This window comes from Jiangella anatolica (assembly GCF_003236295.1).
Lineage (GTDB): Bacteria > Actinomycetota > Actinomycetes > Jiangellales > Jiangellaceae > Jiangella > Jiangella anatolica.
The window spans coordinates 1-11,658 of record NZ_POTW01000093.1 but is presented as its reverse complement, the minus strand read 5'-3'; the positions used below and the strand labels follow the sequence as shown (position 1 = coordinate 11,658).

13 protein-coding genes are annotated in these 11,658 nt (G+C 74.6%); 6 read left to right on the top strand and 7 right to left on the bottom strand.

Going from position 1 to position 11,658, the window contains the following annotated elements:
* Positions 1-56: 56 nt before the first annotated feature.
* The 3 genes from C1I92_RS26760 to C1I92_RS34625 are packed head-to-tail and all read right to left on the bottom strand — an operon-like array spanning position 57 to position 1,790.
* Positions 57-632: a histidine phosphatase family protein gene (locus tag C1I92_RS26760; protein ID WP_111257683.1), complete on the bottom strand. Its 576-nt coding sequence runs from the start codon at positions 630-632 to the stop codon at positions 57-59.
* Position 633: 1 nt separating this feature from the next.
* On the bottom strand, positions 634-1,503 hold the full coding sequence (locus tag C1I92_RS26755; protein WP_111257682.1) for a PEP/pyruvate-binding domain-containing protein: 870 nt from the start codon (positions 1,501-1,503) through the stop codon (positions 634-636).
* Complete coding sequence (locus C1I92_RS34625; RefSeq protein ID WP_199521627.1) at positions 1,500-1,790, bottom strand: hypothetical protein; 291 nt, start codon at positions 1,788-1,790, stop codon at positions 1,500-1,502. Before C1I92_RS34625 ends, C1I92_RS26755 begins: the two co-directional genes overlap by 4 nt.
* Before the next feature lie 57 nt (positions 1,791-1,847).
* Here C1I92_RS34625 and C1I92_RS26745 point away from each other — a divergent pair, with 57 nt between their 5' ends.
* Both C1I92_RS26745 and C1I92_RS26740 read left to right on the top strand, forming a co-directional pair.
* Positions 1,848-2,219 carry a hypothetical protein gene (locus C1I92_RS26745; protein WP_199521626.1) on the top strand — a complete coding sequence of 124 codons (372 nt, stop codon included), beginning with the start codon at positions 1,848-1,850 and terminating at the stop codon, positions 2,217-2,219.
* Positions 2,216-2,770, top strand: coding sequence for a transcriptional regulator (locus C1I92_RS26740; RefSeq protein ID WP_111257680.1), 555 nt, complete (start codon positions 2,216-2,218; stop codon positions 2,768-2,770). Before C1I92_RS26745 ends, C1I92_RS26740 begins: the two co-directional genes overlap by 4 nt.
* On the opposite strand, the gene solA is transcribed toward C1I92_RS26740, so the two are convergent.
* From solA to C1I92_RS26725, 3 genes are read right to left on the bottom strand one after another with little or no spacing between them, the layout of a single operon-like run.
* Complete coding sequence (gene solA, locus C1I92_RS26735) at positions 2,757-3,965, bottom strand: N-methyl-L-tryptophan oxidase (RefSeq protein ID WP_199521625.1); 1,209 nt, start codon at positions 3,963-3,965, stop codon at positions 2,757-2,759. The genes C1I92_RS26740 and solA overlap by 14 nt on opposite strands.
* The gene (locus C1I92_RS26730) at positions 3,962-4,732 is read right to left on the bottom strand and encodes a creatininase family protein (protein WP_111257679.1); all 771 of its coding nucleotides are present in this window, start codon (positions 4,730-4,732) and stop codon (positions 3,962-3,964) included. The genes solA and C1I92_RS26730 overlap by 4 nt, the downstream gene beginning before the upstream one ends.
* Positions 4,733-4,773: 41 nt before the next feature.
* A complete protein-coding gene (locus tag C1I92_RS26725) occupies positions 4,774-6,648 on the bottom strand; it encodes a calcineurin-like phosphoesterase C-terminal domain-containing protein (RefSeq protein ID WP_111257678.1) in 1,875 nt (624 codons plus the stop codon).
* A 231-nt stretch (positions 6,649-6,879) separates the two neighbouring features.
* Between C1I92_RS26725 and C1I92_RS26720 the strand changes: the two genes are divergently transcribed.
* A complete protein-coding gene (locus C1I92_RS26720) occupies positions 6,880-7,743 on the top strand; it encodes a siderophore-interacting protein (RefSeq protein WP_111257677.1) in 864 nt (287 codons plus the stop codon).
* 205 nt (positions 7,744-7,948) lie between these two features.
* Positions 7,949-8,158: a hypothetical protein gene (locus C1I92_RS26715; protein ID WP_111257676.1), complete on the top strand. Its 210-nt coding sequence runs from the start codon at positions 7,949-7,951 to the stop codon at positions 8,156-8,158.
* Here C1I92_RS26715 and C1I92_RS26710 read toward each other — a convergent pair.
* Positions 8,134-8,901: a helix-turn-helix transcriptional regulator gene (locus C1I92_RS26710; RefSeq protein WP_199521624.1), complete on the bottom strand. Its 768-nt coding sequence runs from the start codon at positions 8,899-8,901 to the stop codon at positions 8,134-8,136. The two genes, C1I92_RS26715 and C1I92_RS26710, sit on opposite strands and share 25 nt — an antisense overlap.
* A gap of 90 nt (positions 8,902-8,991) precedes the next feature.
* Between C1I92_RS26710 and C1I92_RS34620 the strand changes: the two genes are divergently transcribed.
* Together C1I92_RS34620 and C1I92_RS26700 are read left to right on the top strand one after the other, a co-directional pair.
* Positions 8,992-11,043, top strand: a complete 2,052-nt coding sequence (locus C1I92_RS34620) for an ABC transporter ATP-binding protein (protein WP_111257675.1) — start codon at positions 8,992-8,994, stop codon at positions 11,041-11,043.
* Positions 11,036-11,658, top strand: a 623-nt coding sequence (locus C1I92_RS26700; protein ID WP_146605299.1) for an ABC transporter transmembrane domain-containing protein, incomplete at its 3' end; no start/stop codon positions are given. The genes C1I92_RS34620 and C1I92_RS26700, both read left to right, overlap by 8 nt.

The following is an 11,658-nucleotide window of genomic DNA, read 5'->3' as shown; positions in this document are numbered from 1 at the left end:
GGCGCGGATCGACGCCCAGACGCCGACCGCATCCGCCAATATCCGTCAGACACCCCCTAGGCGTGATCGCGCAGCTCGTCCGGGAGGTGGCTGAGGTCGTTGAAGAAGGCGACCGCCGGTGGCAGACCGGTGCGGTACTCGATCAGCGTCAGCCCGGTGTTGGCGCTGTTCAGGCCGAGCCAGCGCAGCGGCGGCGCGTCCAGCGCGTGCCGCACCAGCCAGGCGACCTGGAAGGCGTGGGTGACCAGCACCTCGTGGATGTCGTCGCCCGGCGGCGGCGTGGCGAACCGGGCGACGAGCGCGGCCGCCAGGCGGTGTCCCTCGGCGGTCTCGGCGGCGTCGTAGCCGTCGAAGAAGCCGGCCCAGGACGGCGGCAGCTCGGCCGGTGCGGGGACGTACGGGACGTGGTCGACCAGCTCCTCGGCGGGTGCGACGGGCACGCCGGCGAGGTGCGCGGCGAGCTCCTGCGCGCTGTCGGTGGCCCGCGGCAGCGGTGAGTGCCAGACGGCGGCGACGGGGACCTCGGCCAGGCGTTCGCCGAGCAGCCGGGCCTGGCGGCGGCCGTCGTCGGTGAGGACGCCGAGCGCGTCGGCCCTGCCGTGCCGGGCGACGTAGAGGTGTCTGACGCTCATCTCACTCCTCGGTCGTGACGGTGCCGGCGGCGCCGTCGACGGTGATGGTGGCGCCGTCGCGGATGCGGGTGGTCGCGCCGTCGACGCCGACGACGGCCGGGATGCGCCGTTCGCGGGCGACGATCGCGGCGTGCGAGAGCGCGCCGCCGGTCTCGGTGACCACGCCGGCGGCGACCCGCAGCAGCGGCGTCCACGCCGGGTCGGTGAACCGGCAGACCAGCATGTCGCCGGCGCGGACCCGGCCGAACCCGTCCGGGCCGTCGATCACACGGGCCGGTCCGGTGGCGACGCCTCGACTGGCCGGCGTGCCGGTCAATGCGGCGACCGTCGCGGCTGGTGCCGGCGGCGGGGGAGCGACGGTGACCGGACGGGCCTGCAGCAGCCAGAGCTCGCCGCCGGCGATCGCCCACTCGACGTCCTGCGGGCCGCCGAGCAGCGCTTCGACCCGCCGCCCGAGCCGGGCCAGGGCGTTGGCCGTGCCGTCGTCGAGCACCGGGCGGCCGCGCTGGTGGGTTGCGGCCCGGGTGACGACGCCGTCCGCGCCGACCCGGTACGCGTCGGGGGTGACGGTGCCGCCGACGACGCCGGCGCCCAGCCCCCACGAGGCCTCGATCACGACGTCGTCGCCGGTGAACAGCACACCCGACACGTCGGCCTCGACCAGCCGCTGCACGATGACGGCCATCGGCGCCGCCGCGGCGCCGTCCCGGTAGGCGACGGCGCGGTCCGAGTGCGCCGACGCCCAGCAGGTCCGCACCGCCTTCGTCACCGCGGCGGCCCCGCGCACCCCGAGCACCGTCTCGTACTGGCCCGCCGCCGACGCATGCGCCGTGTCCTCGTCCGCCGCCGACGACCGGACCGCCACTGTCACCTGATCATCTTCTGGAAACGATCAGGTGACGAAACCGGCCGGGCCGCCGCCGTCTTCGTCACCTGATCGTTCTCGGCAAAACGATCAGGTGACGAAGCGGCGACGAGCCCGGACAGCCCGGAGAGCCCGGCCCGGACGGCGGCGTCGAGGTCGACGCCGGGGCCGGTCGCGGCGAACGGCAGCACGAAGCCGTCCGGCACCGGCAGCCCGGCCCGCAGCAGCGCGCCCAGCCCGGCCGCCTTGCCGCCGCAGGTGCCCGCGACGGCCTCGGCCAACGGCACGATCACGCGCCACCCCTTCAACGAGTTGTTGACAACGTTCCGTTGATGAAACACGATCGGGCCATGACCCGCAACCCCGACCACAGCCAGGCCGGTCGCGAGACCGCGGCCCGGCACCGGCTGCTCGCGCTCGGCGCCGACGCCCTGGAGCCGCGCCCGTGGCGGCCGCCGCCGGTGCCGCCGTCGGACGTGGACCTCGCCCACTACGCGCTCTGGCGGGCCGGCGAGCTGGAGCCCGACGACCTGCGGGCCGGGCTGGCGCTGCTGGCGGCCGCCCGCGCCGAGGTCGACGGGCTGGAGGCCGGCCTGCTGTTCGTCGCCCGCGGCGCCGGCCTGACCTGGGCCGACATCGCCGCCGCGATGGGCTTCAACTCGCCGCAGGCCTGCCAGCAGCACTTCACCCGGCTGGCCGCACGGCGGGGGAGCGGCGCGTGACCACCCTGCTCGTGCTGCACGCCGTCCGCCTCCGCGGGTTCGCCGAGACGCCGGACCTGGCCGCCCGGTTCGGCCTGGACCCGGCCGAAGCAGCGGAGGCGCTGGAGGACGCGCGGGCCCGCGGCTGGGTGACGCACGCCGAGTTCGCCGGGCTCGGCGGCTGGTCGCTGACGGAGTCCGGCCGGGCCGAGAACGAGCGCCTGCTGGCCGCCGAGCTGACCGAAGCCGGCGCCGCGGCCGAGGTCGAAGCGGTGCACGCGGCGTTCCTGCCGCTCAACGCACGGCTGCTGCGGGCCGTCACCGACTGGCAGCTCGGCGCCGCGAGCGCGGACGCGGGCGCGCGGGCCGAGCTGGCCGCCGTCGGCGCCGGGCTCGCCCCGCTGGCCGCCCGGCTCAGCGCCGTCCGCCCGAGGTTCGGCGGCTACGACACCAGGTTCGCCGCCGCGCTGGACGACGGCCGGATCGACGACACCGACGCCGACTCGTGCCACCGGGTCTGGTTCGAGCTGCACGAGGACCTGGTCGCGACGCTCGGCCTCAGCCGGGAGTGACGTCAGGCTCGCCGGTCAGCCGGAACGACGGAATGAAGTCCGGGTCGGTGAGCGCCGGCCGGTCGGCGCGGAACGCCTCGATCGGGTGCTCGCTGACGCCGGTCGTCGCCAGGGAGGCGAGGATCCCGCCGAGCAGCGACGCGAACTTGGCGGCGTGCCCGGCGCCGATCGCGGCGACGATGCGCGGGTGGCCCGGGACGTGGTCGAGGACGAACTCGCGGTCCGGCGGCAGGTCGTAGACGCAGGTCTTGCTGACCAGCTCCGGGCCGGCCGCGCCGGGCAGCCGCTGGCGCAGGAACGCCGCCACCTCCTCGGTCGCGGCCGGGTCGGGCAGCTCGCTGCGGGTCTGCTGGGTGACGAAGCGGCCGCTCAGGTCCCGCGCGGCCTTCACCGCGACCTCGCCGTAGACCGGGAACCCGTAGAAGAACGGGTCGCCGTGCCACATCCACATCGGGAACCGGTCCGGGGCGAAGTCGCGCAGGTTCGGGGTGGCGAAGTAGCTGACCTGCTCCTGGCTGAGCGTGATGGGCCAGTCGACGCCCAGGCTCACCAGCAGCTCGGGGGTCCAGGACGCGGCGCACAGCACCACCGACCCCGCGGTGAACGAGCCGCGGCTGGTCGACACCGTGACGTGGGTGTCCGACGAGGACAGCCCGAGCACGGCGGTGCCGGGCGCGAACTCGACGCCGTGGGCGCGGGCCAGCGCGATGTGCGCGGCGGTGGCCCGGCGGACGTCGAGGATGCCGCCGTCGGGCTGGAACAACCCGACGACGTCGTCGTCGATGCGCCACTGCGGCCACCGCGACCGGATCTCGGCGGCGTCGAGCCGCTCCCACGTCACGCCGGCGCCGGCCAGGGGCGCGAGTGAGGCCTCGTAGGCGGCCAGCTCGCGTTCCCCCGGGGTGCCGGTGACGGCGAGGTCGAGGCCGCCGACCTTGAACACCAGCTGCAGTCCGGTCTCCTCCTCGACCTCCTCCCAGGCGGTGTACGCGGCCGGGGTGAGCGCGGTGTAGACGGTGGAGTGGTAGGTGTGCCGGATGATCCGCGAGTGGTCCTCCGACGCCCCGCGGGTGTGGCCCAGCTCGTACTGCTCCAGCACCAGCACGTCCGTGTGGCCGGCCGCCGCCAGCCGGTACGCCGCGGCCGAGCCCAGCGCACCGGCGCCGATGACGATGTGGTCGTAGGCGGTCCTCACGAGCGGCCCGCCAGCACGGGAGCGAAGTGCGCGGCCAACAGGTCGGTCAGCGCGTCGAGGTAGCGCGCCCCGCGGGCCGCGTCGGCCGGCCGGGCGTCGCCGAGGACGCCGGTGCCGGACAGCGCGGCGGTGCCGCCGGTGAACACCCGCCGGGCGGTCTCGTCGTCGAAGACCCCGTCGAAGCCCTGGACGGCGGCGCTCATGTCGACCAGGTCGGGCCGCTCGGCCAGCAGGATGGATGTCTCGGCCTCGCCCGCGTGGACGCCGCCGATCTCGGGCGGGATGCCGTCGTCGCGGCCGACCCGTTCGAGGACGGCGATGAACGCGGTGAGGTCGGTGTAGGGCACGAACCGCGCGCCGCCGACGTCGCCGCCGGTGGACTCGAGCAGGTCTGCCAGCGGCGCGAAGTTGCCGCCGTGGCTCGGCACCACCAGCACCGTCTCGAAGCCGTGCGCGGCCAGGCTGCCGACGTACTGCCGCACGACCGCCTGGAACGTCTCGGTATCGAGGGTCAGCGTGCCGGGGAAGGCCATGTGGTGGGTGGCGACGCCGAACGGCACCGTCGGCCCCACGACGACGTCGCCCAGCCGCGGCGCGAGCCTGACGACGAGGGCGTCGCCCAGCAGGGTGTCGGCCGAGAACGGCAGGTGCGGGCCGTGCTGCTCGGTGGAGCCGACGGCGAACAGCGCGGTCCGCCGTCCGGCGTCGAGCGCGGCCCGCACCCGCGGCCAGGACACGTCGGTCAGTCGCAGCACTCCGGCGCTCATCGCCCCATCGAACCATGAGCGCCGGAGGCTGTCTTCGTCGGTCAGCGCGACTCGACCACCTGGAAGGTGAGCGTGTCGGCGAAGCGCCGGCCGTGCACGTCGGTGGCCGTGACGTGCGCCCGGTGCGTGCCCGGAACCAGGTCGGCCGGCAGGTCGAAGCGCCACAGGTGCATGGTCCGGTCGGCCACGCTGCCGCCGTGCACGAGCTGCTCGGCGACGGCGGCCGGGTCGGAGTACTCGACGCCGACGAGCTGGTCCTCGCCCTGCATGGCCTGGGTGCGGACGGCGGGCTGCGGCCGGCCGCGGTCGAGGCGGACGGTGACCGTGGAGCCGGTGCCGCCGATGAAGAAGTTCGTCGTCAGCCAGGTGCCGCCGGCGAGGTCGGCCCGGTCGACGACGAGGGGGTCGCCGAGCTCGGGGGCCGGGCCCACCGGGTTGCGGTTCCACGCCGAGCGCGCGACGAACCACTCGCGGTAGGCCGGCGTGTTGAGTGCGAGCTGGGTCTGCACCCGGTCGTTCTCGCCGGTGACGGTGAACCGCTCCTGGAACTCGGCGTCGTCGAGCTCGAGGGTGAGGACGCCGGGCCGGCCGCCGTCGCGCTGGAGGGCGGTGGGGTAGCCGTTCTCGGTGACCCGGCCGGAGAACCAGTCGCCGGCGATCGCGCCGACGGTCAGGTGCGGGAACGGCAGGCTGTCGACGCCGAAGATGTCGCGCCAGCCCTGCATGGAGTCGCCGGTGCGCAGGTTCTCGATCGAGTGGCTGTGCCCGGCCAGCGCGACCGCCTTGCGGCCCTGGAGCAGCTCGTACACCTCGCGGACCTGGTCCACCTGGTGGATCGCGCTGCCCTCGTCGGCCCAGTTGAGCAGGCCGATGTGGCCGGCGATGACGATGAGCTTGTCAGGGTCGACCTCGGCCAGGTCGCGGCGCAGCCACTCCATCTGGGTGGCGTCGATGAAGCCGTTGTAGCGCGGCCGGTTGACCGGGTCGTTGCACTCCGGGCGCAGGCCGTCGACGTTGTCGAGATCGGGGGTGCAGGGGTAGCGGACGGTGTTCAGCGCGATGACGTGCGCCTCGCCCACGTCGTAGGAGAAGTACGCCGGCGCGAGCTGGGCCCGGAACGTGTCGAACGAGTGCTCGGCCGTGGTGGCGTCGAAGTCGAGGTCGTGGTTGCCGGGCAGGAACCGGGCCGGCCCGTTCGTCTGCGCCGTCAGGCCCTTCACCTCGTCGTAGAGCGAGAGGTCGTCGCCGACCACGTCGCCGACGAAGAGGCTGCCGCAGCCCTGGTAGTCGTGGCGCCGCGAGAGGTCGCGGATGGCGCCCTTGCGGGCGTACTCGACCTCGGTGATGTTGTAGGTCTGCAGGTCGCCGGCGATGATGCAGTTCAGGTCGCTGTCGTCGGTGAGCTCGCTCTCCACCAGCGGGAAGTTGACGGCGTCGGGGATCGGGCCGGTCGGTGCGATGCCGCCGTAGCGCAGCTCGGGCGAGCCGGCCGGCAGGTGGTTGTAGTGGAACTGCGCGACGTTGGACTCGTCGACGGGCACCTGGTAGCCCGCCGGCTGGGTGACGAAGACGGTCATGTTGTCGTAGACGGGCAGCTGGTAGCGGCCGCGGCGGTCGGTGGTGACCACCTCGCGCCCGTTGGAGACCTCGACGCCGGCCAGGCCGCGCTCGGTCCGGTCGTGGCGGCTGTCGCGGTCGCGGTCGACGAAGACGGTGCCGTTGAGGACGGTGGGGTCGGCGGGGCCGTCGTCGCCGCGGACGACCTCGATCAGGCCACGGTAGGCGTTCTCGTCCCAGTCCTGGTGCCGGGCGGAGGCGGCGGCGCCGGGCGTGGCGACGGTGGCGGTGACGGCGGCGATGCCGGCGAGTGCGGTGAGGCCGGCGGTCGCGGCGAGGACGCGTTGTCTCGAGGACATACAGGGTTCTCCCGGGTGTCGTCGGTGCGCCGGCCGGGCCGACCGGCACACCGCGACCCTTCCGGATCATCCGGAACATCCCGATAACGCAGCCCGACGCGACCATGACCGCCCGGTTGTCTTCGGGTCGTCAGGCCGGTAGCGGGAGGACGGTGTCTTGGCGCGGGCATCGCCTACGAATCGGCGGCAGGTTAGGCTTTCCTCACTTGCCGCCTGGTTCGAGGAGCGTCGATGCGGTTCTTCCGCGCGGAGGTCATCGACACCCGTCCGATCTGCGCCGACATGGTGCGGGTCGTGTTCGGCGGGCCGGGTCTGGCCGGGTTCGCATCCACCGGCGTCGGAGACGAGTACCTGCGGATCTTCTTCCCGCCGGACGGCGCCGAGCCGGTGCTGCCCGTCGTCGACGAGCGCGGCCGGTGGAGCTACCCCGACGACGCCGAGCCGGCGCCGATGCGCACGTACACCGTGCGGTCATTCCGGCCCGGCCGGCTGGAGATCGACTTCGTGGTGCACGACGGCGGCGTGGCGGCGGCCTGGGCCCGGACGGCCGCGCTGGGCGACGTCGTCGTCGTCAACGCGCCGACAGGCATGTACGACCCGCCCGCCGAGCTGCGCTGGCAGCTGCTGCTGGCCGACGCCGCCGGGCTGCCGGCTGCGACGCGGCTGCTGGAGACGACGCCGGCCGGCGTCCGCACCCGCGCGGTGTTCGAGGTGGCGACGCCGGCGCACCGGGTCGCGGTCCCCGTCGGCGTCGAGGTGGCCTGGCTCTACGGCGGCAACGGGCACGGCCCGAGCCGGCTGTCCGGCGCGCTGCGTGCCGCCGAGCTGCCGCCCGGCACCGGCTACGTGTGGGTGGCCGGCGAGACCGCCGTCCTGCGCGACGCCCGCCGCTACCTGCGGCACGAGCTGAAGCTGCCGCCGTCGGCCTACAAGGTGGTCGGCTACTGGACCGACAACGGCGAGGAGTACAACCGCCGGCTGGCCGCGCTGGACGAGGCCACCCAGGAGTGGCTGCTCGCGCCGTGGGAGAGCGACGCCGACGAGGAGGACCAGGAGGACGAGTACATCGCCCGATTGGAGTCGCTCGGGCTCTAGTTCGGCGCTTTCTGGGCCGCCCACCAGGCGTTCTCCTGCTCTACCAGGCATGCATGGGTGGTAGAGCAGGAGAACGCCTAGCTACGCACCGAACGGCGCGCCAGCGCGGCGCCCCACGTGCCACCTGGTGTTCTCACCCTCCGCGGAGGAGGTGTGTTCCGGCCGGAACGGGGAATCCTGGCTCCATGGAGATGAGGGGGAGCCGATGACCTGGCCGATCGCCGCCAAGCTCCGCTACGTCGACGACACGCTCAGCTGGCTGGCCGACTACCGGCGGCGCTGCGACGACCCGGGCGAGCTGCTGCGGATCCAGTCCGCGATCGACGGCTGGCTGGACGAGCGGCTAGGGCTGATGCGCGCGGCCCAGCGGGTGGGCCTCGCGCACGACCGTCACGCGCCGAGCAGCGCCGCGTAACTGCCCGGTGTCCGTCCGAAGTGCCGGCGGAACGCGTTGATGAACCCGTTGACGCTGCGGTAGCCGACGCGCGCCGCGACAGAGGCGACCGGCAGCCGGTCGGCCAGTAGCGGCAGCGCCGCGCGGAGCCGGACCTGGGTGCGCCAGTCGGTGAACGTCATGCCGGTCTGCGCGACGAACGCGCGGCGCAGCGTCTTCTCGCTGACGTGCAGGGCGGCGGCCCACTCGCGCAGGCCGCGCTGGTCTCCGGGGTCGCGCACGATCGCGTCGGCGAGGTCGCGGGCCTGGCCGTCGAACGGCATCGGCACGTCCTTCGTGGCGGCCGGGTCGGGGCGGAGCACGTCGGCCAGCAGCGCGCGCGCCCGCTGCGCGGCGTCGTCGGGCAGGTCCGGCCGGGCCAGGTAGAGGATGACCTGCCGCAGCATCGGGTCGGCGGCGACGACCGTCGTGCGGGTCCACGGCACCGGGCAGTCGGCCGGCCAGAGGTAGAGGCAGTACAGCTGGGTCGGGCGGGTGGCACGCAGCGCGTGCGGGGTGCCGGCCGGGATCCACACCGCCTGAGACGGGGGCAGCAGCCAGGTCCCGCCGGCCTCGACCACCAACTGGCCGTGCGCGACCCAGGACAGCTGGTGCTCGGCGTGCTCGTGGACGGTGAAGCCGCTGAGCCGCGGCAGGTCGAAGCGGCTGAGCCAGAACTCCTCGGCGCCGTCGAGCCCGCCGCCGCCGAACGCGCGCGCGAACACCACACCTCCAGGCCGTCGTCGTCCGCGGCCTGATGTGAGGCGACCGCTGGGTTGGACCACCACCAGGTTAGTCGACCCTAACCTGGGCCGGTGACACCCGACCACCCTCGCGCCCCTGGACGCCGGCTGCTGCGATCGCTGTTCCACCGGCGGCGGCGCGTGCTCGTCACCGGCCTGGCCTGCGCGCTGGGCGGTCAGCTGGCGTATCTGGCCACGCCGGCGCTGGTGCAGCGCGCCGTGGACGGTGGGCTGGAGGCGGGCGCGCCGGGTCAGGCGGCCGGCTGGGCTGTCGCCGTCGTCGGGCTGGCGCTGGTCGTGCTGGGCGGTGGGCTCCTGGGGGAGCGGCTCACCCGGCACGCCGCCAACGCGACGGCGCAGGACCTGCGGTCGCGGCTGCTCGCCCGGGCCGGGGCGGCCGACGGCGCCGTCACCGCCCGCTTCGACCGCGGCGACCTCGCCTCACGGGCCGAGCGCGACGTGCTCGCCGTCGCCGACTGGGTGGACAAGCTCACCTACTGGACGCTGGCGCTGAGCACGATCGTCGTCGTGGTGCCGGCGGTGGCGACGCTGCACCCGCGGCTGCTGATCGTGACCGCTGTGATGGCGCCCCTGGTCGTCGGGACGCAGCTGATCTTCCCGCCCCGGTTCGCGGCGGCGGCCTCGCGACTGGCCGCCGCTCATGCCGCTCGTGCGGGTGCGGTCGAGGAGCTGCTGTCCGCGGCCGGTGCGGTGCGCGGCCTCGGCGGGACGGGCCGGTTGGTCCGCCGGCACGGTGCTGCCAGTGGTGAGGTGACCGTGCACACGCTGGCGCTGGCCCGGATCGCCGCCTGGTGGGCCGCGGTGCCTCCGTCGGTGCCGCGGATGGCGATCGCGGCCGGGCTGCTGACCGGCGGGCTGGCGGTGCTGGACGGCGGGCTGAGCATCGGCGGTCTGATCGCCTACACGTCGTGGATGACGATGCTGACCGTGGCGTTGAGCTTCCTCGTGCTGCTCGTGTCGAACCGGCGGGAGGCGGAGGTGTCGGGCACGCGGATCGCCGAGGTGCTGGACCTCCCCGGCCCCGCCCCGAGGCATGCGGCTGGCGCGGCGGCCGGCGCCGATGCGGCCGGTGTGGCGGATGGGGCCGATGTGGCGGATGGGGTGGCCGTAGGCGGCTCGGTGGGGGTAGGTATGACCCGCCCCTCTAGGGAGGGTGCCCACCCTACGGGCGGGCACCGACAGGGTCCGGCGCCTGGCGTCGCCGCGGGGGCGACGTCGGGCGAGACGGGCGCGGCCGGTTCCGGCGGTCGCGGCGTGGCCGCTGGGCGCGGCACGGCTGACCCGGTCGGGCGCGGCGCGACGGATGGGGCCGGTGCGGCAGACGGGGCGGACGCCAGTGGCTCGATGGGGGTAGGTATGACCCGCCCCTCTAGGGAGGGGGCCCACCCTACGGGCGGGCACCGACACGGTCCGTCGGCGCTGGTCAGGCTGCCGGAGCGGGGCGAGCTGGTGCTCGACGCGCTCTCCGTGCGCACCGGGGCCGACGGCGCCGCGACTCCGCCGCTGTGGCTCACCGCGGCGCCGGGCGAGCTGGTCGTGCTGCGCGGCCCGGTCGGCAGCGGCAAGTCCTCCGTGCTGCGGGCCGTCGCGAGGCTGGACGAGCCGGCCGCCGGCGCGATCACGTTCGGCGGCGTCGACATCATGGGAACCGACCGGACCGAATGGTGGGCCGTGATCGGCTACGTGCCGCAACGCCCGCTCGTGCTGAGCGGCACCGTCGCGGACAACATCCGGCTCGGCCGCGACACCAGCGACGACGACGTCGAGTGGGCCGCCCGCATGGCCGGCGCCGACGGGTTCGTCCGGGCGCTCCCGGCCGGCTACCAGACCACCGTCGGCGAGCGCGGGACGACGTTGTCGGGCGGGCAGGTGCAGCGGCTGGCGCTGGCCCGTGCCCTGCTGAACCGGCCCGGCGTGCTGCTGCTCGACGACGTCACGTCGGCGATCGACGTCGGGACCGAGCGGGCGATCCTGGACCGGCTGCGGACCGAGCTGCCGGACACCGCGATCGTCGCCGTGTCGCACCGGACCCAGCTGTGCGACCGCGCCGACCGTGTCGTCGACCTCGCGGTCCCGGTCACCGTGGGCAGCGTCGATGGCTGAGGCGCCGATCCTCGACGAGGCGCCGCAGATCCGCGGCGTCTACCGGCGGTTCGCCGTCGTCGCCCGGCCGTACCGGCGGGCGGCGCTCGGCGCGCTCGCGGTCAGTGTGCTCAGCGCCGGCGCGCTCGTGTCGATGGCGCCGATCATCGGCCGGGCGATCGACGAGCTGGTGCAGCGGTCGCGGTCCGGGCTGTTCACCGCGGTCGCCGTGCTGGCCGTCGTCGTGGTGGCGCGGGTCTTCCTGCTGCGCACCTCCGAGGTCCTGCTCACGCGTACGGGCGAGCGCGTCGTCCGGTCCCTGCGCGACACCGCGGTGGCCAGGATCGCGGCCGCGCCGCTGCGCTTCCTGGAGTCGCACCGGGTCGGTGACCTGCTGCAACGCACCACCGGCGAGGTCGCGACGGTCACCGACTTCGTCCGCCAGCAGCTGCCCGACGTGGTGAACCTGTCGCTGTCGCTGCTGCTCACGCTGGCCGTGCTGGTGACGTACTCGCTGCCGCTGACGCTCATCACGCTCGCGGTGACGATGCCGGCGACCTGGCTGGTGATCCGCTGGTTCCGGCGCGACGCGGCCGGCTCGTCCAGCCTCGCGACGGCCCGCAGCACGGAGGCTGT